This window comes from Enterobacter sp. E14S, from assembly GCF_055666685.1.
Genome location: NZ_JBVODQ010000005.1, coordinates 41,422 through 66,913, shown reverse-complemented (window position 1 = coordinate 66,913; position 25,492 = coordinate 41,422). Strand labels below are relative to the sequence as shown.

The 25,492-nt window shown below is 47.5% G+C and carries 27 protein-coding genes and 1 pseudogene; 9 read left to right on the top strand and 19 right to left on the bottom strand.

The genetic code is table 11. From position 1 onward, the window contains the following. Positions 1–68 precede the first annotated feature (68 nt). Positions 69–451 (bottom strand): annotated as a pseudogene (locus ACZ6J2_RS12795) (GFA family protein). A gap of 168 nt (positions 452–619) precedes the next feature. On the opposite strand from ACZ6J2_RS12795, the gene ACZ6J2_RS12790 reads away from it, so the two are divergent. Together ACZ6J2_RS12790 and ACZ6J2_RS12785 are read left to right on the top strand one after the other, a co-directional pair. Then, the gene (locus tag ACZ6J2_RS12790) at positions 620–1,729 is read left to right on the top strand and encodes an AI-2E family transporter (protein ID WP_033144729.1); all 1,110 of its coding nucleotides are present in this window, start codon (positions 620–622) and stop codon (positions 1,727–1,729) included. Between the two features lie 120 nt (positions 1,730–1,849). Further along, a complete protein-coding gene (locus ACZ6J2_RS12785) occupies positions 1,850–3,634 on the top strand; it encodes a diguanylate cyclase (protein WP_471725876.1) in 1,785 nt (594 codons plus the stop codon). Here the strand turns inward: ACZ6J2_RS12785 and ACZ6J2_RS12780 are convergent. After that, positions 3,631–3,924 carry a hypothetical protein gene (locus tag ACZ6J2_RS12780; RefSeq protein ID WP_071884809.1) on the bottom strand — a complete coding sequence of 98 codons (294 nt, stop codon included), beginning with the start codon at positions 3,922–3,924 and terminating at the stop codon, positions 3,631–3,633. The two genes, ACZ6J2_RS12785 and ACZ6J2_RS12780, sit on opposite strands and share 4 nt — an antisense overlap. Positions 3,925–4,290: 366 nt before the next feature. On the opposite strand from ACZ6J2_RS12780, the gene ACZ6J2_RS12775 reads away from it, so the two are divergent. The 6 genes from ACZ6J2_RS12775 to ACZ6J2_RS12750 all read left to right on the top strand — a co-directional run bounded on the left by ACZ6J2_RS12775 (position 4,291) and on the right by ACZ6J2_RS12750 (position 11,892). Then, positions 4,291–5,364: a catalase family peroxidase gene (locus ACZ6J2_RS12775; RefSeq protein WP_471725875.1), complete on the top strand. Its 1,074-nt coding sequence runs from the start codon at positions 4,291–4,293 to the stop codon at positions 5,362–5,364. Next, positions 5,361–5,948 carry a cytochrome b gene (locus ACZ6J2_RS12770; protein ID WP_471725874.1) on the top strand — a complete coding sequence of 196 codons (588 nt, stop codon included), beginning with the start codon at positions 5,361–5,363 and terminating at the stop codon, positions 5,946–5,948. The genes ACZ6J2_RS12775 and ACZ6J2_RS12770 overlap by 4 nt, the downstream gene beginning before the upstream one ends. A gap of 401 nt (positions 5,949–6,349) precedes the next feature. Then, positions 6,350–6,844, top strand: a complete 495-nt coding sequence (locus ACZ6J2_RS12765) for a putative pterin-binding protein (RefSeq protein ID WP_039263874.1) — start codon at positions 6,350–6,352, stop codon at positions 6,842–6,844. 17 nt (positions 6,845–6,861) lie between these two features. Next, positions 6,862–8,793: a putative bifunctional diguanylate cyclase/phosphodiesterase gene (locus ACZ6J2_RS12760; RefSeq protein WP_471725873.1), complete on the top strand. Its 1,932-nt coding sequence runs from the start codon at positions 6,862–6,864 to the stop codon at positions 8,791–8,793. A 63-nt stretch (positions 8,794–8,856) separates the two neighbouring features. Next, positions 8,857–9,534, top strand: a complete 678-nt coding sequence (catA, locus tag ACZ6J2_RS12755) for a type A chloramphenicol O-acetyltransferase (RefSeq protein WP_471725872.1) — start codon at positions 8,857–8,859, stop codon at positions 9,532–9,534. 960 nt (positions 9,535–10,494) lie between these two features. After that, positions 10,495–11,892: an RES family NAD+ phosphorylase gene (locus ACZ6J2_RS12750; RefSeq protein ID WP_471725870.1), complete on the top strand. Its 1,398-nt coding sequence runs from the start codon at positions 10,495–10,497 to the stop codon at positions 11,890–11,892. 64 nt (positions 11,893–11,956) lie between these two features. On the opposite strand, the gene ACZ6J2_RS12745 is transcribed toward ACZ6J2_RS12750, so the two are convergent. From ACZ6J2_RS12745 to ACZ6J2_RS12685, 13 genes are all read right to left on the bottom strand, one after another. Next, positions 11,957–12,430: a hypothetical protein gene (locus ACZ6J2_RS12745; protein WP_471725869.1), complete on the bottom strand. Its 474-nt coding sequence runs from the start codon at positions 12,428–12,430 to the stop codon at positions 11,957–11,959. Beyond that, the gene (locus ACZ6J2_RS12740) at positions 12,427–12,762 is read right to left on the bottom strand and encodes a hypothetical protein (RefSeq protein WP_471725868.1); all 336 of its coding nucleotides are present in this window, start codon (positions 12,760–12,762) and stop codon (positions 12,427–12,429) included. The genes ACZ6J2_RS12745 and ACZ6J2_RS12740 overlap by 4 nt, the downstream gene beginning before the upstream one ends. A 545-nt stretch (positions 12,763–13,307) precedes the next feature. Beyond that, positions 13,308–14,069: a DUF2971 domain-containing protein gene (locus ACZ6J2_RS12735; protein WP_233094106.1), complete on the bottom strand. Its 762-nt coding sequence runs from the start codon at positions 14,067–14,069 to the stop codon at positions 13,308–13,310. 128 nt (positions 14,070–14,197) lie between these two features. Further along, complete coding sequence (locus ACZ6J2_RS12730) at positions 14,198–14,824, bottom strand: hypothetical protein (protein ID WP_471725866.1); 627 nt, start codon at positions 14,822–14,824, stop codon at positions 14,198–14,200. Between the two features lie 253 nt (positions 14,825–15,077). Continuing rightward, on the bottom strand, positions 15,078–15,887 hold the full coding sequence (locus ACZ6J2_RS12725) for a DUF2971 domain-containing protein (protein WP_196344409.1): 810 nt from the start codon (positions 15,885–15,887) through the stop codon (positions 15,078–15,080). Positions 15,888–16,485: 598 nt separating this feature from the next. Then, positions 16,486–16,977, bottom strand: a complete 492-nt coding sequence (locus tag ACZ6J2_RS12720; RefSeq protein ID WP_471725865.1) for a DNA-binding protein — start codon at positions 16,975–16,977, stop codon at positions 16,486–16,488. A 35-nt stretch (positions 16,978–17,012) separates the two neighbouring features. Then, the gene (locus tag ACZ6J2_RS12715; protein ID WP_025912442.1) at positions 17,013–17,798 is read right to left on the bottom strand and encodes a hypothetical protein; all 786 of its coding nucleotides are present in this window, start codon (positions 17,796–17,798) and stop codon (positions 17,013–17,015) included. After that, positions 17,795–17,968, bottom strand: a complete 174-nt coding sequence (locus tag ACZ6J2_RS12710; RefSeq protein ID WP_014830800.1) for a hypothetical protein — start codon at positions 17,966–17,968, stop codon at positions 17,795–17,797. Before ACZ6J2_RS12710 ends, ACZ6J2_RS12715 begins: the two co-directional genes overlap by 4 nt. A gap of 411 nt (positions 17,969–18,379) precedes the next feature. Continuing rightward, positions 18,380–20,143, bottom strand: coding sequence for a DNA primase family protein (locus tag ACZ6J2_RS12705; protein ID WP_471725864.1), 1,764 nt, complete (start codon positions 20,141–20,143; stop codon positions 18,380–18,382). Beyond that, positions 20,140–20,454, bottom strand: a complete 315-nt coding sequence (locus ACZ6J2_RS12700; RefSeq protein WP_471725863.1) for a DUF4222 domain-containing protein — start codon at positions 20,452–20,454, stop codon at positions 20,140–20,142. Before ACZ6J2_RS12700 ends, ACZ6J2_RS12705 begins: the two co-directional genes overlap by 4 nt. An 11-nt stretch (positions 20,455–20,465) precedes the next feature. Further along, positions 20,466–20,669 (bottom strand): hypothetical protein, encoded by a 204-nt coding sequence (locus ACZ6J2_RS12695; RefSeq protein WP_014830796.1) that lies wholly within the window; start codon positions 20,667–20,669, stop codon positions 20,466–20,468. Positions 20,670–20,784: 115 nt separating this feature from the next. Further along, positions 20,785–21,660, bottom strand: coding sequence for a tyrosine-type recombinase/integrase (locus ACZ6J2_RS12690; RefSeq protein WP_313140169.1), 876 nt, complete (start codon positions 21,658–21,660; stop codon positions 20,785–20,787). Next, positions 21,653–21,841, bottom strand: coding sequence for a host cell division inhibitor Icd-like protein (locus ACZ6J2_RS12685; protein ID WP_102104383.1), 189 nt, complete (start codon positions 21,839–21,841; stop codon positions 21,653–21,655). Before ACZ6J2_RS12685 ends, ACZ6J2_RS12690 begins: the two co-directional genes overlap by 8 nt. 129 nt (positions 21,842–21,970) lie before the next feature. On the opposite strand from ACZ6J2_RS12685, the gene ACZ6J2_RS12680 reads away from it, so the two are divergent. After that, the gene (locus ACZ6J2_RS12680) at positions 21,971–22,150 is read left to right on the top strand and encodes a hypothetical protein (RefSeq protein WP_086519776.1); all 180 of its coding nucleotides are present in this window, start codon (positions 21,971–21,973) and stop codon (positions 22,148–22,150) included. A gap of 48 nt (positions 22,151–22,198) precedes the next feature. On the opposite strand, the gene ACZ6J2_RS12675 is transcribed toward ACZ6J2_RS12680, so the two are convergent. The 4 genes from ACZ6J2_RS12675 to ACZ6J2_RS12660 all read right to left on the bottom strand — a co-directional run bounded on the left by ACZ6J2_RS12675 (position 22,199) and on the right by ACZ6J2_RS12660 (position 25,361). Further along, positions 22,199–22,771 (bottom strand): BRO-N domain-containing protein, encoded by a 573-nt coding sequence (locus tag ACZ6J2_RS12675; protein ID WP_023301290.1) that lies wholly within the window; start codon positions 22,769–22,771, stop codon positions 22,199–22,201. Positions 22,772–22,791: 20 nt separating this feature from the next. Beyond that, positions 22,792–23,013, bottom strand: coding sequence for a helix-turn-helix transcriptional regulator (locus ACZ6J2_RS12670; RefSeq protein WP_025912446.1), 222 nt, complete (start codon positions 23,011–23,013; stop codon positions 22,792–22,794). Between the two features lie 187 nt (positions 23,014–23,200). Next, complete coding sequence (locus ACZ6J2_RS12665) at positions 23,201–24,004, bottom strand: DUF6387 family protein (RefSeq protein ID WP_025912447.1); 804 nt, start codon at positions 24,002–24,004, stop codon at positions 23,201–23,203. Between the two features lie 142 nt (positions 24,005–24,146). After that, positions 24,147–25,361 carry a tyrosine-type recombinase/integrase gene (locus tag ACZ6J2_RS12660; RefSeq protein WP_107318942.1) on the bottom strand — a complete coding sequence of 405 codons (1,215 nt, stop codon included), beginning with the start codon at positions 25,359–25,361 and terminating at the stop codon, positions 24,147–24,149. Between the last annotated feature and the right edge of the window lie 131 nt (positions 25,362–25,492).

The window sequence follows — 25,492 nt, the reverse complement described above, 5'->3', positions numbered from 1 at the left end:
GCATGGTGCGGGAAGCGGCGATCTTCGGTCAGTCGAAAGTGGTAACGATGAACCCTCGGATCATACTTTTACGCTTCCCTCATGGTATGTCGCCACCAGGCAGGCATCATGTCGTCGAAGGAGTGATTTTCCGGGGCAAACTCCGGCTGGTCCGGATCGTCAAACACGCCAGTAAATAAGGCAACGGTGGGTGAATCATCAATCGCGCCAATTGAACTGCCGCAGGTGGGGCAAAACGCCCGGCTGGAGTAGTCCGACGATCGCCATGTCGCCGGACGTCCGCCCGGACCGATCCACTGCACGTTTTCCGCCGGAACTCAATCCATACGACGGTTTGTGCGCCGGTGTGTTTCTGACAGATATCGCACGAGCAGGTGTGCACATTGCCCCCATTCGCAGCGGTAAAGCGAACCGAGCCGCATAAGCACCCACCTGAAAAGACCTTTTCCATGCTGTCGTCCTGAGCTGTTTAAAATCTCATCAAAACATAACACATTATTGAGGTCTGTATGCCGGGTCAGGCGCGAAGCCATCGCCCGGCACGCCAGCGGCAGAATTATTGGTAAATCCTCAAATCAGTTCTATAGTCGACTCTGCTTATTCGTTACCAGGAATCACTATGCGCTTTAATGGACTGACCAAAGGTTTCTTCATTTTTATTCTCGCCCTCGTCACCTGGGCCTTCTTCGACATACTGTCGCCCTACTTCTCCGCAATACTGTGGGCCGCCATTCTGACCGTCATCTTCAATCCGGTAAAAAACAGGCTGCGCGCCGCGCTGGGGGATCGCAACGGGCTCGCCTCGCTGTTGACCATTGGCATTATCTGCCTGATCGTTTTTATTCCGTTGATGGTGATCCTCTCCTCGCTCGCCATTGAGCTGAACGTGGTTTACACGAAGCTTCAGGAGAACAACACCCAGTTCCCGGAAGTGGTGGCGAGCATCTTCAACCATCTGCCTGACTGGGCCAGCGGCTTCCTGGCGGATCACAACCTGACCAACGCGGCGCAGATCCAGAAAAAACTCTCTGATGTCGCCCTGCAGGGCGGGCAATATCTCGCCGGCAGCGCGTTCCTGATTGGCAAGGGCACGTTTGGCTTTGCGATTAGCTTCGGCATCATGCTTTATCTGCTGTTCTTCCTGCTGAAAGACGGCCCGTATCTGGTGCGCCAGATCCTCGACTCCCTGCCGCTGTCTGATTTCGCCAAGCAACACCTGTTCGCCAAATTCGTCGGCGTGTCGCGAGCCACGGTAAAAGGTACGGCGGCGGTGGCGGTGGTTCAGGGCATCCTCGGCGGGATTGCGTTTGCTATTGCCGGTATTGACGGCAGCGTGCTCTGGGGGGCGCTGATGGCCTTCCTCTCGCTGGTGCCCGCCATCGGCTCGGCGATTGTCTGGGTTCCCGCCGCCATCTTCCTGTTCGCCACCCATCAGCTTTGGCAAGGGCTGTTTATTGTCGGCTTCTTCGTGATTATCGTCGGGCTGGTGGACAATATCCTGCGCCCGCTGCTGGTCGGGAAAGACACCAAAATGCCCGACTACCTGATTCTGATCTCCACCCTCGGCGGCATGGAGCTGTACGGCATTAACGGCTTTGTGATTGGGCCGCTTATTGCCGCGCTGTTTATCGCCTGCTGGAACCTCTTCTCAGGGCGCGATCACGAAGGTAACGCCGAAGAGCTGGACCCCGACTTCATCGAAGAAGGAAAAAATCCTCCAGAATTGTGAGGATGTGACGATATAGACCACACCAGGCGGCGCTGTGCCGCCTTTTTTTTCGCCTTAAATCAAACGTTTTCTATAATTTGAAAGAACGCCATCCTACTCATGTCGTAAAAGGATCATCAGGTGCGAATCGCGACGATAACAAACTGGGCCTACGGTGCCACGGTCTGCCTGACCATCGCCTCCGGCATCATCATGCTGATGGCATCCAGTGCGGATACCCTCGAGCGTCAGGCCGTTGAACAACGGCAGAAATTTGATCAGCTCACGGAAGATATCGAAACCGATATCTGGGCCCAGTCTGATTTAGCACGGCTGTACGTCATTAAAAAAGATCCTCAGGTTCTCAAGGAATATAACCAGGCGGAAAATAGCCTGAAGAGCGTCGAGCTTCGGCTGGAAAAGTTGCAGGATAACGGCGCATCGGATGAAGAACTGTCCCTGCTGCATGAAGGAATAAAGATCGTCGATGAGCTGCAGGACGAGCAGCAAACGGCACTAACGAGCGCGGCGCAGGGAGAAGATGCGCAGGCCGTTGCGCTACTCTACGGTGCGCCCTATGAGCAGGAGCTGGAGCGCGCGCAGAACCAGCTCGATCACTTCCGCCAGATACTCGACAAACGCGTCATCGCCTCCGTTCAGGACGCGACAAAAAAATCGAAAGCGCTGCGTACGGCCTCTGAGCTGATGGTCGGCCTGACCGCCCTGCTGTTCTTGTTTGTTCTCGGCTTTATATTGAAGCGCCGCGTGCTGCGCCCCGTGGTGCGCCTGAGCGACGTGGTGCACCGTCTGGCATCCCAGGATTACGCGGTTGAAACGCCCAATTTCAACCAGATTGATGAGATTGGCGACATGGCTCAGGCCATCCGCATCTTCCGCGAAAACGGCCTGGCGCGACAGCGTCTGGAAAAAGAGCGCGATGCCGACTGGGCCATCCGCGAGCTGCTGGCGCGCATGACCCAGCGGCTGCAGGGGTGTGAGAACTTTAACGATGTGATTAACGTGGCGGAGCTGTTTGCGCCTAATATCGCGCCGGGGATCGCGGGGCGACTTTACGTCCTTGACCGGGAGCCATGGCAGATGCGCTGCGTCGCACACTGGCTTTCACCGGTTGGTGAAGAGACGAGCTTCCACCCTGACGAGTGCTGGGCCGTGCGCCGCGGGCAGAGCCACCCGCCGGTAAACGGTGAGCCGGATATCGCCTGCTACCATCTGCCGTCCTCCCAGGCGGAAAGCTCGCTGTGTGTGCCGCTTATCGCCCAGGGCGAGGCCATTGGCCTGCTCTCCTTCCAGAATATTACGGCGGACAACGCCCCTTCCCGCGCCTATCTGGAGCTGATGGCCGAAGCGCTCGGGCTGGCGCTGGCCAACCAGCGTCTGCGCGACGCGTTGCTGGAAAAAGCCTTGTTCGACCCGCTCACCGGCCTGCGTAATCGTCATCATCTGGAAGATACGCTGCAAACCCAAACGGCACAGGCGATGCGCACCGGCGAGCCGTTAAGCTGCATGATGATCGACATCGATCACTTCAAGAGCATCAATGACCGCTTCGGCCATGAAGCGGGCGATCAGGTGATTAAAAGCGTGGCGTCAATTGTCCAGCGTGCCGCCCATGACAACGGGCTCGCATTCCGCTACGGGGGCGAGGAGTTTCTGGTCCTGCTTCCCGGTGCCGATGAACCAGAGGCGCACGCCTGCGCGCAGAAGATTTACAATAGCGTGCATGAGCTGTCGCTTCGCTACGGGCTGACCGAGATTGGGCCGGTGGATGTGTCGATTGGCATTGCCAGCTACCCGCAACATGCCCAGACTGACAACCTGCTGCGCGCCGCGGATGTGGCCTTGTACCGGGCGAAAGAGCTGGGCCGCGCGCGGATTGTGAGCTTTGGGATGCTGGAGGCGGGTTAGCTATTATTTTCACGCCACTGCTTTACCATCTCATCCGTAACTTCATTTTTATAACAAATGGGAGCATAGCCTCCCGCTTTACTCCATGCGCTGCGTCTGCCGCAGGCGCTTCCGTTTCTGGCCCGGTTAAAAGGACAGGCGCATACTCCGGGATAAGATGCGATCGACTCTGCAATAACGTTCTCTTTAACCTGTTCACTGGAAACTGAACTGTTTTTTGCCATAGCGATGTCCGCAACAAAAAAGCAGCACACAGCGCAAAGCACCATCAAGAATGGTCTTTTTTTCATTTTTTTGATTCGTTTTAAGGAAGGGTGTGCACACGATAAGCGGCGAATGAAAGAGATAATCTGATTTACATCAATGAATCTAATTCGTCAGGAACAACAAACCTTACACGTTCTCGCTTGAGAAATGGAAAACTTTAAATTACATATTTCGTCACTATTTTTCAGTAAGAACCTGTCCTGCCACAATTACCGTTGTGATAAGTAGCCCTCCTTTGTGACGGCGAAAAGGTTTAAACTTTTCGTGATATTCTTTCTTTACGCCCCTTAATTTTTATACTCAAACCATATTCGCCACTGTATTAACACATGTCACGCGCAATACGTTGTGCATGACATGTGAAGATATTTTGTTATGGAAAAACGTCTATGTCGAAACTGGATTTGAGATCCAAAAAAACCTGGGGCGCGCTGGCATCGATCGCCGTTGTCGCCGGTACGCTGGCATTTGCTTTTGCATGGACGGCGGGCTGGCTTGGTTCACGCACGGTCAGCCAGGCACTGGTGGGTGAAACACCGAAACCCTTCCCGCCGGGTTTTCGCCGCGCGCATGGAAAAGGCATCTGCTTTGCTGGCACCTTTACGCCAAACGGCTCGACAGATTCTCTTTCAACCTCCCGCCTCTTCTCACAGCAGGAAGTGCCCATGGTGGGCCGATTCTCTATTGGTACTGGCGATCCCCATGCCCCGGATAGCACGACCAAAACCCTGAGCATGGCGCTGCTGCTGAAGACAGATGACAAGCAGCAATGGCGAATGGCGATGAACAACGAGCCTTTCTTCGCCACGCACAGTCCGGAAGGTTTTCTGGCCTTGCGAAAAGCCACGGCTGTCGATGCAGCCACTGGCAAACCGGATCCACAGCGTCTCGCAGACTTTTTGAAAGCGTACCCGGAGGCGGAGAAATACCTTAAATGGGCGGCACAAAAACCCGCGCCCGGCAGCTTCGCGGGCGCGACGTTTTACAGCATTAACGCCTTTTATCTTGTGAACGCGCAGGGGGATCGCCAGGCCGTTCGCTGGATGATGCGTCCGCACGAGCCTTTCCTTTCGATGAGCGATGAACAACGACAGAAAGCCGATGACAACTTCCTGTTCGAAAACCTGCGTCAGCGCCTGGCGAAGAAGCCACTCTATTGGGATTACGTGTTGCAGCTCGCACAGCGGGGCGATCTGGTGGATGACCCTTCCCAGCCATGGCCGGACGATCGCAAAAAGATAGTGGCCGGCACGCTGGAAGTGACGCGCGTCGAAGCACAATCCGAGGGCGCGTGCCGCGACGTTAACTTTGACCCTTCGATTGTTCCTGCAGGCGTTGCGGTGTCTGATGATCCCATCTTAAACGCCCGTTCCGCTGCCTATTCCCACTCTTTCAGTCGCCGTGAGCGGGAAATCGGCTACGGCAAGGCCACCGAAGCCGTGCAAAAGCAGGAGGTAAAATGAGCTCGAATAAAGATATGCGAGAGCACGCGCCGCAGCATTTCAATATCCTGGCGCGAAGCCTGCACTGGCTGATGGCGGTGATGATCCTGGCCATGCTTTTCATCGGTGCCGCGATGATGACGTCGTTACATCACCGGATTTGGTTAATCGACCTGCACCGGCCGCTGGGTGTCGCCATTTTACTGCTGGCACTGGTGCGTCTGGTCAACCGACTCCTTAGCCGAACGCCCCCACTTCCTGCTGATTTGCCCATCTGGCAGGTGCTTGCAGCAAAGGCATCACACTGGATGCTGTATGGGTTAATGCTGGCAATGCCGCTGCTGGGCTGGGCGCAACTGTCGGCAGCGGGGCTGCCGATTGTGATGTTTAATGGCGTCAACCTGCCGGCGATTGCCCCGAACAGTCCAGCACTGTATGCCTGGTGTCACGACGCCCATAGCCTTTTGGCAAAGTTGCTTTTTGCTGTGGTGCTGGTCCATCTCTCTGCCGCACTCGTTCATGCGTGGATCTACCGGGACGCAGTTTTTTCCAGCATGGCGAAAGGGGGGAAGTCGGGGTCAGCCATCCAGGATGACATTAAGTAAGGCAAGCGATATGGGACACGCACCATCAGAATGGTCGTGTCCTCGCTTATCGTCGTCATCCTGAAACAACGGACACAACCGGGGTGCGTATTTAGTCTCCAGATTCGCGCCCCAAAAAGCCAAGGACACCCTTAAATTGTCGCGGAAGTTAATATCCATCAATTAAAGCGATTATTTTTTAAACAGAAGAGCATTTATGCCCGCAATTTTTAGCTTTTATCAAAAAGTTAAGCGTCGCTCGAGTATCAAACACCCTGTCACCCGCAACACCTAACTCATTGATTAAAATGGGCTTACATCAACAAAAACGATAAAACCCCTTACTCCTCAACAAAATATATAAACTCGTGTGATATCTAAATTATAATTCTTATACTTATGTTCAAAAGGTGGAGGTCAAAATGCGATTAACCCTACTGCTGTTATGCTGTCTGGTACAAAGTGTAACCTGGGCTGGCGACCTGCCAAAACCAGTTGGTAAACCCATTTTAACGATTTACGGTAATATAGAAAATACCAATGAAAATGGAAAAGCAGTGTTTGATCTCGCCAGCCTTGAAAAACTCGGAGTAGTGAGTTTCGAGACGACCTCCCCCTGGTATAACGGTCGTACGAAGTTTGAGGGTGTTCCAATGAACAAACTCATGGAGTATGTGGGTGCGAAGGGAACTAACGTTAATGTTATTGCGCTCAATGATTACTCAACCGTGATCCCTCTCAGTGACTTTAAAAAATACAACGCCATACTTGCCTTAAAGGTCAACGGCGAATATATGCGCATCCGCGATAAAGGCCCATCGTTCATTGTATACCCCTATGACAGTCTTCCTGAGTTGAATAATCAGATTTATTACTCACGATCAGCATGGCAGGTTAGCAAAATGAAGATTGAGTAGTCGTTCAGGAGAACATAATGAACAGGATACTGGTTGGTATCATTTTTTCTCTTTTTATCACGACAGGATATATTGCATTTCTTGTTTACGATCGACAGCAGGAATTGCAAAAACTGACTCAATACACTGAGTCCTGGTCCGTGGCACAACTGGTATCAGAGTATTACCGTTTTGAATCATGGCTTGGTCTATACGCAACCGATACCGATGACGTTACGATAGACCAGGTCCGCATGCGTCTTGAAATTATGCTAAGCCAGAGCGATTTAATGAAAGGGGGAGATTTAGGTCGCTATATTGACAGTGATAAAGCGCATCAGGAGCTCGCTTTGCGCTTAGAGAAAATACTGGCCTATCTGGATAGCCATCTTGAAAAAATGAGCCACCCAGAGCTACAGGCATACCTGACAAATATGCATGACCTTGATGCGCCGCTGAGCCAGCTTTCTGCAACGGCATTGACGAAAGATATTAACACGGTTAATGAATCCAACCATAAAATACAGATTCTTTATTATATTTATTCGGTGCTTTCATTATTACTGGTGATATTAAGCTTTATTCTGGGTTTCTTAATGATCTACCAGAATAAAAACATTCTCAAAGCGCACATGCAGGTTAAAAGCCTTGCTGACGAGCTTCAGATATCAAAAGAAACGCTGCAAATTCAGAACTCGAAGCTGGAATATGATGTTTATCATGACTCCCTCACCGGCATGAAAAACCGCCTTTTCTTCTGGGACGATCTCAACAAAATTAATCTTCAGGCAGATAAAAACCATATCCCCGTCACGGTGATGTTATTTGATTTAGACCGCTTCAAAGAGGTCAACGATACCTATGGCCATGATGCCGGAGATTTGCTGTTGAATCAGGTATCCAGACGCCTCACCTCAATGAGCAGCGCCACTGATACGTTTTACCGTTTGGGCGGAGACGAGTTCGCCCTTTTGTCCAGTGGCCTCACTGAAGCAGCCGCCGTTTCGCGTGCCAAAGAAATCAGCGAACATATCAGCCAGCCCTATACGATTAATAACCAGCTGATAAAAATCGCCACCTGTGTGGGTATCGTTTTATCTGATAATGAACGGCGCTCTGATTATCTTTATAAATTTGCCGATCTGGCGCTCTACGAAGCCAAAAAAGAGGGCTCACAGCAGATAAAAGTCTTCCGTCAGTGGATGCTGCAAAAGTTGCAGGAAAGCAGAACCCTTGAACATGATATGGCACTGGCGATCGATAACCATGAATTCGTAGTGTATTACCAGCCTATTGTCGATTCATTCAGCAATGAAATTTACGGCTATGAAGCGCTTATTCGCTGGATACACCCGGTGAAGGGGATGCTGTCACCCGATTACTTTATTTCCGTCGCTGAGAAAACGGGGATGATCAACCAGATCGGCAAAACCGTGCTGGAGCTTGCCTGCCGGGAAGCGGTTTCCTGGGCGGTTCCGGCAAGGATCTCTGTGAACGTCTCACCCGTTCAGCTGGGCACGAAATCCTTTACGGCAATGGTACAGGCCATCCTGAAGGAGACAGGACTTCCGGCGAACCGTCTTGAATTAGAGGTTACGGAGTCATCGCTCTTCAGCGACAGCAACACACCGCTCACTATTCTCAAAAAGCTGAGAGCGCTGGGTGTAAGAATTTCAATCGATGATTTCGGGACGGGTTATTCGTCGCTCTCACGTCTGAGTGAACTGAATTTTGATAAAATTAAAATCGATAAATCCTTCGTGAACCCGATATCCACGCAGGATGATGCCCTTAATATCGTAAAATTGATAACCGGCATGGCGAAGAGCCTCAATATGAGGGTCATTGCAGAAGGTGTTGAAACCGAAGCGCAGCTTGAACGTCTTCAGGCGCTTGGCTGCGATCTCGTCCAGGGATACCTGTTCGGAAAACCACAGCCTGAGATTGACAGGAAGATTAGATACGGTTGAAATGGTTGCGCGGCTTTTTCTGGCCTAAAACCCTTTAGTCGATTGATAATCAAAGGTTAAACAATGAAAAAAACAGCCCCGGAATATACGCCTGTTGATTTATCTCGCTGGGCCAGGAAGGAGCATTTTGAAGTATTCCAGTCATTTGCCGAGTGTACAATTAACCAAACGGTTCTGATCGACATTACCGCGCTGCGAAAACATATCAAAAAGGTCGGCTGGAAGTTTTACCCGACAATTATTTTCCTCCTTTCTAAAATCATGAACCGGCATCCTGAGTTCCGTATGGCTATGAAGGACAATGAGCTTGTCATATGGAATGAAATCCATCCAAGCTATACCATTTTCCATCCTGAAACCGAGACGTTTTCGTCATTGTGGAGCCACTACGACGGCAATATTCAGCACTTCCAGAATACGTATGCAGAAGATGTTGCGCGCTATGGAAATAACCTTTCTTACTGGCCGAAGGAAGAGTCACGGGAAAATGTCTTTTTCGTCTCGTCTATTCCCTGGGTAACGTTTACGAACTTTACGATGAACATTGCGCACATGAAGAACTTCTTCTCCCCTATGTTCACGTTTGGAAAATACTACGAACAGGATGGGAAGGTGTTGTTGCCTATGGCGGTGCAGGTCCATCACTCGGTGTGCGATGGTTTCCATGTGGCAAGGATGTTTAATGAGTTGCAAGAGATGTGTGATGGTTTGCCGGGGATGTCAGAGGAGCGTAATGGCTGATGCGTAATAAATTTCTTTGACAAAGAATATAGGTTGTTTATTTGATTGTCGGAAGGCTGTGGTAAAAATGGTGCGATAAATAGGGAGTCGAACCTACGCCCTTCGCATTACGAATTCAGAATCTGGTGTTTTCATGAAGTGTCTTCGCCTCTGATAAATCATTACAAAAAACAACACATTCAGTGAGTAACATGTTTAACTTATTCTTAATTGTTCCACCTTATCTCATCCTGTACATGCTAAACAAATACGCCAGAACGTACGCGAGAATGAGATGGAACAGCTGAAGGTAACCACCCAAGACCGACAGTTGCCAACCTGAAACCAGCTGATGACAAAGACCGAATTCCTACATAATCCATTGAAATATATACAAAATAATTTAATCTAGTGAAGCAGGGCATTGACCCACGTCATGCTCGTACCGAAGATTAAAAGGTAAATGAGTAAATCTGTCGAAATAAATGACGGAAAGACAATTCAAATCAAAATCATGAATGACAGTTAGGATGGACTCTGCCCTATCTTAAATGAGGTCACTTTTTCCGTATTGCCTACCGATTCAACAGAGTAATAAATCATTACACTGGTGAAAAAGCTGCTGAAAAGAAAAAAGGTTTGTCCAACGATGTGTACACAGTAATCGGTTCAAAACTAACAGTTGGATGCACAGCAACTCCTGCTTCCAGCCTTGTGCTGAAAATACTTTGACACCATTTATTAAAATGACAGAAGCAGTTGCCTTTCAGACATAACATATGCATGTAATTGTTAGTAATAGCTATAACCTTTACGCACATGCAGTACGTTACTACTGGCGCGTGCAGCAACCAAGACTAAGCGACTAAGCGACTAAGCGCACCACTCACTTGCATTCATCCGTTGAGCGGCTACATTGAATTATGCTCAACTTTATCGGAAAGTGGGTTCATCTGGACCTAAGTAAATATCAGGGGATGTATGGACGGTGAAATAGTTATCTGTCATCAGTGTATCGAAGAAAAATACGTTAAATCAGTCATTAAGTCACAAGGCTCTCGTAAGTTTGAGTGCAGTTATTGTCACCATAGGCGCACGAACATACCTGTTTCAGTAATTGCAGAATTAATGCATCAGGTATTTGAAAATTATTATGAGCCTGAGAGTGAATTTTATTATAACGATGTTGATAACGGAGATTCCGCTAAGGATGTAATCCAACAGGAACTGGGTGTGGATGAGCAAATTGCGGATAATATCTTTGATGAACTCTGTGAACAACATAACCCGCTTCATTGGGATGAAGGGCAAATTTATGACGAGGATTATGTATATGTGGGGCGTCAATTTTCAACAGGGAAAATGCATCAGGCATGGGAGGATATGAGAAACTCTCTGGCTCATGACACACGTTTCTTTAACCGAACCGTAAAAAAATTCTTGGATGAGCTATTTTCAGATATCGAGGAATTTCGTACTGATAGGGAAGAATCACCTATAAAAGCCATTAGCGGTGATACACTTCTGTACCGAGCCAGATACTTTGAAAGCCTGAGAGCAGTAAAACAAGAATTACGGCATCCTGAGCGTAACTTTGGCCCACCTCCGTCGCATCTTGCACGTTCTGGGCGAATGAATGCGCACGGAATCGCTGTGTTTTACGGTGCAACAACCCCGGAAATTGCCATTGCCGAAATACGGCCACCTGTTGGCGCACATGTAATTGTTGCCCCTTTTGTGGCTCGTAAGGAGCTTCGTGTTCTCGACATCTCAGCCCTGGATGCCCTAGTCTATAGTAAAAAAAGCGTGTTCGATCCCCAGACGATAAAGAGTCTGGAGAGAACGGCTTTTCTGAAAACCTTCTCACACAAGTTGACTCTCCCGGTATTTAATAATCAGGATAGCGGATATTTGATCACACAGGTTATCGCAGAGTACCTGAGTGTTTCAGAGCAATTCAACCTTGATGGAATTAGTTTTCGCTCAACTCAGGTAAAAAAAGAGACCACAAAAGTCAGGCGCAGAGCGAAGAAGGAAAACGGACATAATGTGGTTTTATTTAGTAAATCATCTGGTGTTTGGTTTTCCGGTGAAAATGAGCGAGCGTATCGAGTCAGCCTCACTGAAAATCTAGAATATGATATTAATTACTTTCATCCCTCACTTCAGCTTATTGAAGACGAACCGTCAGATAATAGCATCTGGAGTTATTCATTCGTAAATAATAACGATAAAACGCTTGAGTTACTGACAGGCGAGCTTCAGTATTATCTCATTGAGGGTGTACTTTTCCAAAACGCAATGACGGCTATCGAGTTAGGGGTTCCTGTTAAGAGAAGACATGAAAATAAGCGTTTGGATGACATCGATCCTTTCTAAACTTTGTGTCGTGGCTATACATGAGATACTAGAGGCCAGTGAATACTGGCCTCTAAAGGTTGTGTTATCGCTGGGATGTTTCCCATAGCCGGTAAACCTTTATAATAGACTGAAACTGGGAGGTATCAGCTGGATTAAAGAAGCTTTGCAACTCCGATTTCTCGACTAACTGTCTAATCGGAACGTGATAAGTCCGTTTAAATGTGTCTTGATTGAGCTTATTTTGCAGGTAACTCATGCAAGCCTGATCGTGCGCATTTAACCAGGTCTCCTGTGCTACCTTGTAGTTTTGTTCAATGAATGGGAAATTAGCTGCTGTTGGATCAGCCTCTCCCTTTTTCAACATAGCCTCACGCAATTCAGCCGCCGCGGTCGAGATTGTGCTGGTTATCTGGCTTTCAAGTGCCGCTTCCTGCAACATCAGTGCGCGTTTGGAAATAATGTTTGCGTTGCGGTACTGAAGCGCAGAATAAGCAGCGACTAAAAAAGCAGTACCAGAAATACCAAGCGTCAAATAGTTAAAATGATCTTGAGTCATCGCTTTGGCCCCTTAGCAACCATGCTCATCATCGACAGCATTTCTTCGTTACTGACGCTGTTTGATTTTGCAAATTCTTCAAGCCCCTCAGCACTTTTATAGTGCTCAAGGGTGACATATGAATCATCGTAACCCAGCTTTCTAAGCGCCTTTTTAAGGGCCTCAAGCATTCGGGTTCTTTGAACGTCTGTCAGAGTTTTACCATCAGATGTAAGCTTCTGAATCTCGATCCAAATTTTACTGAGTTCTAACAGGCGCGATGAGTCGTCTTTGCATTGCGCTATTCGCTTTGCATATATTTCTGCCCATCCTTCATACGTATGATTTGCCACAGCCTAGCCCCTCATCAATCAACTGAAATCTATAGGAATAGTACGAATGATTTATCATTGTAAGGGAGTTTTGAATTACAACAACCTATTTATCATCTGTAGAGAGATGCATTTATAAATGCTCAAACTATAGGATAGGATCGTCAAGGTAAAACTAGGGGATGTAGAGGCAACAGATGACCTTACGGGGCAGAATGGGTTTGTGCATGCCTAAAATCCTAAACAAGTACGCGAGAAGAAAATCAGAGGGTTTTACTGAAGCGATGTTTTTGCAACACATTGATTTTTATGGTGCCGATAATAGGAACAGAATACAGCAATCAACTTATTGATTTACAATAATAATAACAAAAAAATATTTTGTAAGTACCCCCATAAGTACCCCCACAAAATGTTTTCTGCATCTGTTATGCTAGAACGAGTTGTATTTACGAATGAATTAATTGATTCAGGTATCAACTTATCAGCATCAGAGCCTTTTCGTTTCAAGCCTAAATCATCAATCGTAATTAGTTACATATACAGATGCCAGCGAATAATTATAATTAATAACCTTGAGAATATTTATTTTTATTAATTAATACCCGATCTAAATTATATGAGTCGACAGGACAACGCATTTTATAAAGCTCAATACCAGTATCAAATAATGTATAGATGTAATTTTCCAAACCTGGACATGGGCGACATCCGATAATTAACTCTTTTATCAATGACTTATCTATTTTTTTAATCCCTGCAATTTTTGATACAACTCTTACCTCCTCTTCATAATCCCAAACGCTTCCTTTATACATAAATAAGGCCGCTATAATCTCATTAATATCAGATGTATAGAAATTTACTTTAGGCACTGTTTCTGAATATTGTACATCGCCATACATTACGGCATTTTTATCATTTAATTCTTCAATTATTGCATCGTCAAATCCTATACAAAAACCAGAATGAGACCTAGCATAATGTGACCACATTAGATAATTATCATAAGCTCTTGTTAGACATACAACCCCCATGTTGTTTAATAAATTCCCTCTTAACATATAAGCATCATATTGCTCAACATGAAGTTCCCTATTTCTCAACCAGTTTTTACAGGCATCTTCATCTTTATCGTGCCACAATTCAAAGAATCTTTTAGCTTTCTGTTCTTCGGTAGCTACAAAATCAAAATTAACTTTAAACTCTGCTGGATCGTTAAAGTCATGAGGACAACCTGCTCTGACCGTCCCATCCTCAATAAAATATTTAAGAATCTTAATTAACTCAAAAGAGTTTTCGTGCCCTACGTACTTATAAATCATCATCACAATCCATTGATAAAATTAATTAGATTAAATTTTAAAAAAACATATCCTTCAAGATGAAGATATAAAACCATTATTTTCATAGCAAATTAATATAATACACACTCAACCTTTACATAAAGAACATTTCATCTAATTCTTGAGTTACATTCCAGCTTGGATATTTCTTGAATGATGCTTGTAATTACCTGATCTTTACATGTCATTGTTTCATTGTGTATTTGAATGATCATGGGTGCATATTGGCTAGCTATGCTGGTATATGCATTCAAAAGCCCTTTATAGGATTGATTATTCGGTTCTTCTGCAATTTTAAGAGCAATATTTTTTATTTCATTGATATTGGTATTGTTAGTGATAAATGTATCAATCAAACTTTTAGCTGTAATATAAAACTTAACAACATCCTTCAAGACTTTTTCATCCAGTTCAGATATGAATTCTGCATTACTTTCATAAAACACAAAGTTATTTTGTGTAATCAAAAAATAAACATCTAAAACTTGTCCCGGCCTATAATTAGCAATGTGAGACTCCATGCGTTGGTTATATAAATCAGAAACCAAATCAATCTCAGCCTTTATTCCCTTAAGGATATTGAGTTTCTTAGCTAATTGTTCTTCATGCTTATTTTTATGCTCTCGGCGCCCTTCGATAAGTGTTCCCCACAAAGTAAACAACCCACCGACCACTGCCCCTATAAGCCCACTCCAAAACTCTGTAGCACCAGCCACTTTCTCAATAAAATCAATCACTTAATCACCTCGCAATTTTCCTCAGTAGACATAGCATACATTATTACGACGCTTCGAAACCATCATTTCTGTTGAGAAGAAATAATTTCATGAAAAATCAAAGTTTGTATTCAGCTTATAGTGTATATACTGAAGCTTGATTATTATAATTCATGTAAACTATTAGTATAGTAAGTTAATTACTCACCATAAAAAAGCAAGCTCAATTAAGTTACTTAACATACACACCCCCTTAAGAATAACAATAATAAACTCAACTACGGAAAGGTGTTTCCGTGAATGAAAAGTCTACATTCCCATACCCTTTACTTTGAAGTAAAAATTTAATGCCATCCCATAAAAATGCTTTTTCCTTTGCAGGCCCAATTTTGATACTTTTCAAGGGCAAGCGACCGTTCCACATATTATTTTTATTGGCATTCAATTCAAGATAAGGAATAACTCCATAAGCGTTCACTCTAAATTTCACATCTTCATATGGTTGATTAGGTTGTACTACAATGCGAAACTCTTTTTCTTCAGAAAATCTATCATTCTTTAAAAAAGGTGGAAGTTTATGGACAATGTCGATTGCACTGATGATTTCATACATAGGTTCAACTTCTATTTTTTTAATTAATTTTTCGTCGCGCAAAAAATTAATAATTTCTTTTTTAGCCTCCAAAGTTGAATCTGGTTTAGTATAGATCACTGGCCCAGATAAAACCTGTGCATTTCCATAAATTAACGATTGAATTAACTCATCGCTCTCAAACTCAAGGCATACACCTTGAGTTGCTCCATACCCTCTCCACTGACTTAGAAGGTCTGGCTCTTCACAAAATGATATGTTGTACTGGTGGTTTGCTCGATGCATATTGAATCTGATGATTTCATCCTTGAGTATATTAATACTTTTTTCATTTAAGTCATCTGACAAATATTCTAAAGCATTCCTGAATGTTCTTATTCCATGGCGTAACTCTTCAGAATCGTTTAGAAAGAAAAAATTAGTTGCCCAAAGAGAGTGATTCTCAATAATACCTTTGAGCCCATTCAGATCAGTATAATGATATATCCGCATGCTAATTGCTCACTCATGAATAAATTAAATCTTTAAAGAGTATACTCTATTGAATAAAAAATAGCATTTTTATACGAACCATAAATTATATATTTTCAATAAGTTAGCCATAGCTTAAGGCAAGAAGGATAGTTGTCGTAATGAAGCAACTGTAACTTAGAGCGCGTTCTGCCAAAAATCCCCACTGGCGCTACCGGTGGGTGACAACTTTTGACAACTCAATCTGAACGCCAGCGTCCGGGCAAACCAGAACAGCGATCTGAAAGAGGCTCGAGGATGGTTGCGAAGGGGGAGTGCTTGACACCTCCCCTTCACGAGTTCGTGTGCCTGAAGTTTTCTGAAGCGGTAGCGGTTGACACTTTCCCCCTAGTTTTCCCTAGTAAGGCATAACAAACCATAACAGGCTGACACCTACCCTGCTTCGCATCAGGATTAACAAAAGCTAACAGCCAAGGCTCAACAAATCTCAACGCCAGCCCTTTACACTCCTGCTGTAGCTGCTGTTCGTAGGCGTCAGGATCCGTTAGGTTAGGTTGACACTTTTCCCAGTATCTCGCGAAAAAGTGTCAAGTTTGAGGAGTTAGGTTTGGCCGGGGGTTTACAGTTTTTCGCCGTCCAGCAGGCAGAGTGACATTAAAGCAGTTTTGTTCCAGTCATCCAGCGTATCGGGGTGTATTGTGGCAACGTAAGCCAGCTCAGAACGAAGAAACCGTAAAGCGCCTGCTGCACGGTCTTTGCCATAGAAGCTGTGGGTTTCTTCATCCGGACGGAAGAGGATCAGCAATTGTTCATCGGGCTCGTGCTGAACATCAAAACCCAGCTCAGCTGCTGCTGCCTCTATTCGCTGGCCAGCATTAATATCAGCCGGCAGCACTTTCCCGCCGTCATGCTTCCATACCCATGCGGCGGCCTGCGCCCACGTCATCTCAGTCTGGTGTTCGCCAGCACCAGCAGAATTTTGTTTAGCCTGCGATGCTTCGACATCCACTTTATCGCCTGAAATTACAATTTCACCGCGGGCTATCCAGCCGTAAACAGTTTGCCGGCTGACGCCCATATGCCTGGCGTAGGCTGATTTACTTAATAGCATCGTGATGTTTCCCTCCGGGCAGAAAAAAGCCGCCCTCAGGCGGCCTGCTTCTCTTCTGAATGTGTCTGCCGCTGGCTGCCTTTGAGCATCGCGCTGACATGTTCGCTTAACTGATCAAGGCCGGTCATGCGGGGCAGAACTTCAGATGGATCGTCGTTCTTCCCGTAAACGAGATTGTTATACCAGGTTCGGACAGCTGTAATTTGTGCGACGTCCTTCCTTACCGCGTCGACCAGATCGGCAACCGCGTTAATCACCTGCCCGTTCTCTGATGCAATACGGGAGAAGCCGAGACGTTTTAGCTGTTCCGTATCGAGTCCCGAACACACAGCGTGCGCCCTCAGTAAGGCGTCCGCCAGCTCCTGATGCTTTCCACTGTGCATCGACAGCAGCATTTTTTCCTGGCTACGGCGATCCAGCCGGGCGAATGCCTGGCGCATTTCACTGTCACGCATGAATCCCTGAACATCATCAGATGCCAGTGGATTAACCGGAGCGAGCTTGTTCTTCAGGTAATCGAGAATGTTTGCGGCCTGCTCGCTTACGGCTGCCACCCCGCGGGTAAAGTCTTTGAGCGTGTCCGGGTTCCGGGCTTCACCTGCCCTGCGATTTTTTGCCTGTTCGTTCAGATCCGGATCGTTGCGGATAACGTCCAGCAAATCCGCCTCAGCTTCGGCCTGCTGCGCCGTTGTCCTCAGGCTGGTGAGTTCGCCCGCCATACCACGGAATAAAGCGGCCATCTGAGTATTTGGCGCAACAACCTTACCGGCATAACCTGCCAGCTCGATGCTGTGTTTCCCAATTTTGATTGAGTAGCTCATTGCCCTGCCTCCATTTTTGACAGCCCCGCATCAAATACCTTGCGCGCAACAGCATGGATTGACGGCGCGATCCCCATGCCCGACTTCTGGCGCTCCCTCTCCTGAATGGTTTTCAGAGCCTGAATCTGTTCCCCGTTCAGCAGAACGGGCTTAACGTTAACCTTGCTCATGATGCCCCCTGTAATAGCGACCGTTAAAGTTTCATTAATCGCAACAATCAAATAATCAATTGCGATTTATGAAACGATATTAATGAAATAGCAGGGGTGCACAACGTGAAAAGGGTGGATGCGTTTTAAAGAATTTGCCCTCAAGGTATACATGGTGTTCACAAAGGCAACAAAATACTTATAAAACAATATATTAACCCATGAATACCAGCCTACATTTTGGGATTTCAGGTCTACACGGTATACATCATTCTGTTTAATAAACCATCAGATGATTAATGTGAGAATGAACACCATGTACACCCTGTGTATACCTGAAAACAAGGTATACATGGCTTACTTCACTGATTTATATATAAATTATTCTCTCGATGTATACCATGTATACCTTTCTCCATATTTATCTGAACTTCATTCTTTATGACCGGCTACAGGATGCGTCTGAGGTAACCAGTCTTCCGCACTTTCCGAAAGTTCGACGTTAGTCACCATGCCACGGGCTCTCCGTTCCTTACGGTACTCGTGATTAAACTCCCTCATCGCGCTTTCCATCCCCTCTGCGAATTTATTCAGCGTCAGCGGTTTGTCGAAACCGTTGGCCTCAAGGAATGCCAGATAAGCGTGATAGAGATAAATTCGCGGATAGTGAGGCGGATTGCGGTTTCCTACCATCATTCCCGCACAATCAGCCAGCCGCTCAAGGTGAGCGCAGAAGGCATATAGCGGATCTGTTTTCTGCTTCACCTCCAGTGCTTCTTCGCTGTTCCGTTGCTCCAGTAGCAGCGCCCGCGCTTTTTCCGGGTTCGCAAAGTTCGCCAGCAGCCGGCGAACAACCACCGGAATTTCAGCGGATATCTTTTCTGCCAGGTCGGGATCCTTATCCTCTTCGCTGACGCGCCGGTTAAACTGGAAAATTACGCGGCGCCGGGAAACGCCGCCGGAGCGTTCGGTGAAAATCATCGGCGTGTTGTTCGTGGCCACCACCACCGCCCGCAGAACGGCGGTGTACTGGTGCTCGTGTTTCGGGTCGATCTCCACCGCATCCCCGCCGGTGATTGCCTTTATCCCGGTGCCCTCACCTGAATATTTGGGCTGATCAGGAAGCGTTATCATGCTCTTGCCGACGAACTGCGCCCGCCCGCGTGCGCTGTCGAGCGCCGCCATGTTCCCGCTCGCGGTGTTATGCGCGCCGGCCAGCATCGTGGCGATATGGGTAAAGACGCTTTTCCCGCTGCCGCCCTCCCCGGTTATCTCGAGGAACAGCTGCCAGTCGTACCGGTTCGCCAGCACCATAAAGAGTGCTGCAGCGATGCGCTGCATCTTAATTGCGTCTCTATCTGATGCGTAACTTAGCCACTTATGGAAGTTCGGCGCGTGGTCGCGGAGGTTTTCGCCCGGCACCGCCGGCGTGTAGGTCACGCCGTTGTGGTTGGTCAGCCAGTTATCCTGGCTGTGTTCGGAGAAAACGCCGGTTTCCATATCGTAGACACCGTTTGCAAAGGGGATCAGGCTCCGCCGCGGCTCCCCCATCACCGGGATAACGATTTTCAGGGCGTCGATAACGTTGTTGATCGCGCGCTTGCTGAAGTTGGTTTTGTTCTCGTTGTAGATAGCCACCATTTCGCGGCTCAGCTCGAGCAGAGACGTTTTCTCCCAAATGCCGGCGCGGTAGACGTACACGCCCTCGCTGTTTTCGTTGATTGCTATGCCGGTGTAACGCGCGGCCAGTATGAGCGCCTTTTCGTTATCAGCCAGGTCGCGGAGGTTTACATCCGTCAGCGGTTTGCCGATCACCATGCTTTTGCCGGCTTCCGCATCGGCTTTGAGGCGCGGCAGCTGCGGCGTCCAGTCCTCCAGAAGCTGATAACCTTCAGAGTAGAATTGCGCGCGCTCCACGCCGGCCACCGCCAGCTTTGTCGCGAGAATGGTTATCTGCCGTTCGGTCAGATGCCCGCCGCGGCAAACCCGGGCATAGAGCCGGCCATCATCCACAATGCGGATATTCTCCAGCTCTGCCAGCTGCTTTTTATCCAGCACAACCGGCGGCACCGTATCGCCAATCGGGTTCATTTCCTGCCATGCTTTGGCGAACGTCCAGGCATCGGCGCCGGCAAAGATGATTGACTCCTCCATGAGATCCGCCGGCTGCTTTTTAAGGTTTGGTGCATTCTTCATTTTCTGTTCCCTCGCTCCCTGATGATTTCCCGCATAACCCGAATTCGTTCGATGCCCTTCACCCGCATAATTCGATCGATATCTCTTCCACCGGTGCCCGGCGCAGAAGAAATAAATTCAAATTCCCGCGCCAGTCTTTCTGGCGTGCAAAAACACGGTGAGCTGTACCCCTCGCGGCAATATGTCACTCTGTCGAAACGGTAACTTTCGATAATTACGATGTTGCCCCGGCCGTCCTTCCATTTATCGCCCGGCCTGATTTCAGGGTGAGCGCGGCCACCAGCAGCTAAGCCGGAATTTTTAATCGTCATAATTTTTTACCTCACGCCGCTGGCGGGATTACCTGATAACCAATTTTCTTCAGAAAGCGCGCGGCACTCTCCACCGTAAAAATGATCTCGTCGTCCATAAGGGGGCGCATCGACTGAAGACCATTTGACGTGTCCACCAGATAGCGGCCGCCGGCCGGGAAACTGAAAACGTTTTTGCCGTCGGCCCGGCGAACCAGATCGTAAACAGGAGTCATAATTTCCCCTCCCATTCCCTTAATGACTGGCTGGCAAAACAATATCGCGCGCTATTTAATTGCTCAGATACGTGCTCGAGAAAAGCGCCGAGACGGCAAATCGGGATAACCGTTGTCATACAGCTACCTCCATGGCCAGACGGGATTGAATGGCGGAGGCCTTACTGCCTAACTGGAGGTAAGTTCGGGTGATTGCCGGGTTACTGTGCCCGAGCATTTCAGAGGCGACCAGCAAACCCTGTTCGCCGCCGGCGGACATGAGATTAAAGGCGGCAATCTTGCGGCTGGAATAGGCACTCAGGCGCAGACGCGTGTTTACCACTCGGGTAAACCACACCATTACGTTGTGCAGTTTCTTCCAGATCGTCTGGCGGCTCACGCTACCTTCCAGAGACTGGCAACGGTTACTTTCAATCTGACTGCGGGAAAATACCAGGTCGTCACCGATAAGATTGCGCTCCATGCGTTCGCGCAGTCGTTTGATGATGCCCGGCGGCAGCTGTTTGGTGTCGTGCTTCACTTCAGCCTTTGCCACCAGCTCAAACACGATCGCCTGTTCTTCTTCCGTCATGCCGGCGGCCAGTTCGTCGCAGCTCACGCTATCCCAGTGCATGTACCCAATGTGATCGCCAGCAAGCCGGGCAGCATCCTTGCGCTGCTGGCGAACAATCTCGATCCCCTTCCGGGTTGCTCGGGCTTCCGCCGCTTTGGTCTGCTTCGCTACGATGATTGTGGCAATGCCGGTTTCCCAGTTGATACAGGAGTAACGGAAGTTGCACACGTCGCTGGTACGCCAGCCGGTAACGGTCGCAATATCCCACCAGAGTAAAACCCAGTCCGGCTGGGTCTGCTGGATACGCTCACGCAGTTTGCGCTGCTCTTCCCGTTCGTAAACGGGGGTCATGGTGCGGGTGCCCTTCGTGGTAGTGGCTTTTACCACGTTGCCGCGCAGCGCGCGGGCTTTTGCTGTCAGGGTCTGGAGGTTAAACATGCTGCACCTCCTCAACGCGAAAACGACACGCCAGAATACAGACACATCCTGCCGGCGTTTTTTCGCGTGCTTCGCGCTCGGTGGAAGCAGTAACATTGACGATCTGATTTGTGAATTCGCCCAAGGTGAGAAAACGCCATGTAAATTCAAGGCGTGTTTGGGTAGACTTAGTGCAAGCCATAATGTTACCTCAACTAACGTTTTGGTTAGACGCCCTGAAAGTGTTCCCGCACTTCGGGGCGTTGTCTTTTTCATTTCCTGTGTGTAATGTGTCATTACACATAAACACATTACATCGGGTGTAATTGACGTGTCAACACACAAAAACGAGAGACGAGGCAATCCTCCATTCCAATTTCGGCTTGATCCAGAGCTTCGAGAGATGATGGAACGAGCGCAACAGCAAGATGGTGATGAGTCTCTAGCCGCATGGCTTAAGAGAATTATTCGCAAGGAACTCCAGCAGCGTGGTATCGAGCCAAAGGGCTGATTAAGCATGCTCTCTGCCGGGTAAAAATCCCGGCGTCTTTCCGCCTTTTTATTCATCGCCATTTTCCTTCAATAGCTCGGGCTGATACTTACGCCACAACTGAATCTCTTCCCGCTCAAGAGCTTCTTTTGCCCCCTTACACTGCTGCAACTTATACCCGCGTTTGCTGGCCTCCTGCTGATAAGCCGCCATGCGCCGGCTAAAGTCGTTCAGGAACGCAAACGGCACACCATAAGAGCCAGTTTTGCGGATAGAAGGGATAACCTCGCGAAATACCCAATTACTGAAACGATGGGCGAATGTGCCCGGCGTAATAGCTTTACGGCTGCGGGCGATCAGCTTGTAGAAACCAGATTCAGAGACAGCGCTATGATTTGGGTTCCCGCGAATACCGTAAGTTAAAGTTACAGTATTTCTCTCGTCATCATCCAGAGCCTGCAACGCCATGCGCGAATTGGATAGTTCCAGCGCCGCGCAAACATCTTTTGCAACGAACCACGGTTCACCGTTGATCTTAACAATACGCACTTTCGCGGCCTCAAATTTAATGACCGAAATATCATCGCTGCTGTTTTCAGGTTGAGCGAAACCCTGCCCGGCTAGGGCATTTTTGTTAGTCATAATAAATTTCCCGGGCTAAGTTACAGTTGAGGTTTTGAGTTGTTTACAGCATTGCGAGCTTCAATACGCTGAGTTATCCAATCGTCAATCTCACCCTCTACGAATGCAATTGCGCGTTCACCAATCTTCACTGGCTTTGGAAAACGATTTTGATTAATTAATCTATATAGCCATGCCTTGCTATAACCAGTTCTACGCATCACTTCCGGCAAACGGATAAAAGATCGTACGTTCTCAGACATGTTTTCTCCTTTGTACCAAAATAGACATCACTGGACGTCTAAAGATTTCAGGAGAAATTAAATTGAAATGACGTTGTTTAGAAGAGACTACAGAAAGCTCATTTCACCCCGGAGCACGAGCTTATGAATTGTGCATCGGGGTAAAATTTTTATCTTTTCGGGGCGGAACGGAAATCGCAAAAATCTATTACATGAATGGGTCAACGCGACTTTCAAGCAACTCCATGGCTTTCGGCCTTGTCACAGACCTCAGGCGATCTTTGATATCCACCTCAAACTCATTCGGAAAGAGCAACTGCGCCAGCTGGTACTGAGTCAGTGTAATGCCTGTGATTTCTCCCCAGAAAAACAAGTCTATGAATGGCAATACTCTGTACTCATGTAATTTTTTGAGGTCATTATCAGTTTTTTTCTGAGATCTATTTAACTCATTGTTGATTTTCCTTTCGTTTGCTAGCCAATTGGAAAAATCACGCATTATTTTTTCGTCATTATTATTGAAATCTATGGTAATAAATTTCCTTATCCCTTGATAATTTTCACTCAATGGTGAATACAGATCCATGCCGGATTTAGAGTTAACGTCATGCTCAAAGTCATCCCAAAACGTATCTATGCTGTTAATTACTTCATCTCTTTTATCGAAATGCTTTTTAAGCATGTCATTGACGCCGTTCATAACTTCAGGAGACTGCTCGTATAACTCGGCATAGAGATCAATGAAGTCAAACATTCCCATCTCGTCAATACTGGAGTTCTCAATAACATCTTGTCCCTTAAAAATTAGTTCATTGTTTTTGGAAAGATGGATTAACGATTGTAATAGGAAATCTTTACTGATGCCGTTCGCCACGTCATCTTTAATACCGTTATACAGTACAACTTTGCGAATCATGATCGACTTCCACCAGTGGTTTCTGGTGTAACTTTCACATACGCGGTAATTTTCTAAGTCAAACCAGTCAGGACAGTAATCCGGCTTCTCACTCATCACGCCACCTCACATCCTCTTATTAGAGGCTATGCCAGCCAGCAGAGGTGTACTGGTTTTCGGTGATCAGCCTAGGCATAGCCTTTATTTCTCTATTCTACCGAAGTCTACTACTGTCAATTAGCACTGTCTATACATACAGTTAAGCGCTTTTCCCAAACGTTCCATGCACTACATTTTCGCCGTTTTCCAACGCTTCCATATAGTCGGCATACCACTGAAGCATTTCACGCCGGCCGTCTATGTACTGAGCGTGGTTGTACGTTCCTCGAATAGAGTTTTTGTCGACGTGTGCCAGCTGCGTTTCTATCCACGCGGTGTTGTAGCCCTGTTCGTGAAGGATGGTACTCATGGTGTGCCGGAAACCGTGCCCGGTGACTTTTCCGTCATAGCCAATCCGCTTAAAGACTTGGTTTATGCTGGCTTCACTCATTGTTTTTCGCGGATCGTTACGGCCAGGGAACATAAGCGGGTAATTGCCTGTTAGCTCTTGGAGCTGGCCAATTAGCGTAAGAGCTTGCCTGGACAACGGCACCACATGAGGGCGACGCATTTTCATGCGTGAGGCGGGTATTTCCCAGACCGCCTTACTGATATTGATTTCATCCCAAAATGCCCCGCGGAGTTCGCCGGTACGCAAGCCGGTGATAATCAGCAGACGAGCGGCCAAAACTACTAAAGCGCTTCCTGTATATCCTGACAACGCCTTGAAGAAATCAGGCAATTCTTTCGGTGTAAGGAAAGGATAATGATTGGACTCATGCCCTTGCATGGCGCTGGTGAGATCCGGAGCGGGGTTATACTCAGCACGGCCGGTGACTATTGCGTAACGGAAAACTTCCCCGCAGCGCTGCCTAACTTTTTTGGCCTTTTCTGTAGCGCCGCGCCCCTCAATGCGCCGCAGCACATTCAACAGTTCAAGCGGTTTGATATCGGCTATTGGTTTTTTGCCAATGTAAGGGAACACATCTTTGTTGAAAGCCTCAAGGATGTCTGAAGCATACCCAGCAGACCATTTTTTTAGTTTGCTGCTGTGCCACTCAAGGGCAATATCTTTGAAGGTGTTGTTTAACTGCGTTTCACGGGCGATCTTCTCTTCCCGTTTCGCTTCCATAGGATCGATACCCCCAGCGATACCCCTTTTGGCTTCTTCACGTTTTGCCCGAGCATCGGCCAATGTGACTTCAGGATACACACCCAGCGCTAACAGCTTCTCTTTGCCGGCTACACGATACTTGAGCCGCCAGTATTTGCCGCCATTAGGTTTAATCAGGAGATACAAACCACCACCATCAGCCAGCTTGTAAGGCTTATCTTTAGGTTTGGCGGTGTCCACCTGCCGGGCGTTTAGTTTCACTTGGGGGTACCTCCTCTAGACCGAACAGCAAATACCCCCATAAGTACCCCCAAACGACCGTAGATTTCAGGGAATTTTAGTAGACGTAGAAATACTAAAAGGGGCTGCAAGTCGCAGAGTATAAGGGGTTT

Excerpts from the sequence above, each read along its gene's own strand:
- catA (WP_471725872.1), top strand. The coding sequence starts at position 8,857 with ATGAAAAAAACAGCCCCGGAATATACGCCTGTTGATTTATCTCGCTGG.
- ACZ6J2_RS12695 (WP_014830796.1), bottom strand. The coding sequence starts at position 20,669 with ATGACTCCTGTTTACGATCTGGTTCGCCGGGCCGACGGCAAAAACGTT.
- ACZ6J2_RS12765 (WP_039263874.1), top strand. The coding sequence starts at position 6,350 with ATGCGATTAACCCTACTGCTGTTATGCTGTCTGGTACAAAGTGTAACC.
- ACZ6J2_RS12710 (WP_014830800.1), bottom strand. The coding sequence starts at position 17,968 with ATGAGCAAGGTTAACGTTAAGCCCGTTCTGCTGAACGGGGAACAGATT.
- ACZ6J2_RS12690 (WP_313140169.1), bottom strand. The coding sequence starts at position 21,660 with ATGTTTAACCTCCAGACCCTGACAGCAAAAGCCCGCGCGCTGCGCGGC.
- ACZ6J2_RS12745 (WP_471725869.1), bottom strand. The coding sequence starts at position 12,430 with ATGACTCAAGATCATTTTAACTATTTGACGCTTGGTATTTCTGGTACT.
- ACZ6J2_RS12675 (WP_023301290.1), bottom strand. The coding sequence starts at position 22,771 with ATGACTAACAAAAATGCCCTAGCCGGGCAGGGTTTCGCTCAACCTGAA.
- ACZ6J2_RS12750 (WP_471725870.1), top strand. The coding sequence starts at position 10,495 with ATGGACGGTGAAATAGTTATCTGTCATCAGTGTATCGAAGAAAAATAC.
- ACZ6J2_RS12705 (WP_471725864.1), bottom strand. The coding sequence starts at position 20,143 with ATGAAGAATGCACCAAACCTTAAAAAGCAGCCGGCGGATCTCATGGAG.
- ACZ6J2_RS12780 (WP_071884809.1), bottom strand. The coding sequence starts at position 3,924 with ATGAAAAAAAGACCATTCTTGATGGTGCTTTGCGCTGTGTGCTGCTTT.
- ACZ6J2_RS12685 (WP_102104383.1), bottom strand. The coding sequence starts at position 21,841 with ATGGCTTGCACTAAGTCTACCCAAACACGCCTTGAATTTACATGGCGT.
- ACZ6J2_RS12770 (WP_471725874.1), top strand. The coding sequence starts at position 5,361 with ATGAGCTCGAATAAAGATATGCGAGAGCACGCGCCGCAGCATTTCAAT.
- ACZ6J2_RS12720 (WP_471725865.1), bottom strand. The coding sequence starts at position 16,977 with ATGCTATTAAGTAAATCAGCCTACGCCAGGCATATGGGCGTCAGCCGG.
- ACZ6J2_RS12725 (WP_196344409.1), bottom strand. The coding sequence starts at position 15,887 with ATGCGGATATATCATTATACTGATCTGAATGGGCTCAAAGGTATTATT.
- ACZ6J2_RS12775 (WP_471725875.1), top strand. The coding sequence starts at position 4,291 with ATGTCGAAACTGGATTTGAGATCCAAAAAAACCTGGGGCGCGCTGGCA.
- ACZ6J2_RS12760 (WP_471725873.1), top strand. The coding sequence starts at position 6,862 with ATGAACAGGATACTGGTTGGTATCATTTTTTCTCTTTTTATCACGACA.
- ACZ6J2_RS12715 (WP_025912442.1), bottom strand. The coding sequence starts at position 17,798 with ATGAGCTACTCAATCAAAATTGGGAAACACAGCATCGAGCTGGCAGGT.
- ACZ6J2_RS12790 (WP_033144729.1), top strand. The coding sequence starts at position 620 with ATGCGCTTTAATGGACTGACCAAAGGTTTCTTCATTTTTATTCTCGCC.
- ACZ6J2_RS12665 (WP_025912447.1), bottom strand. The coding sequence starts at position 24,004 with ATGAGTGAGAAGCCGGATTACTGTCCTGACTGGTTTGACTTAGAAAAT.
- ACZ6J2_RS12735 (WP_233094106.1), bottom strand. The coding sequence starts at position 14,069 with ATGATGATTTATAAGTACGTAGGGCACGAAAACTCTTTTGAGTTAATT.
- ACZ6J2_RS12700 (WP_471725863.1), bottom strand. The coding sequence starts at position 20,454 with ATGACGATTAAAAATTCCGGCTTAGCTGCTGGTGGCCGCGCTCACCCT.
- ACZ6J2_RS12670 (WP_025912446.1), bottom strand. The coding sequence starts at position 23,013 with ATGTCTGAGAACGTACGATCTTTTATCCGTTTGCCGGAAGTGATGCGT.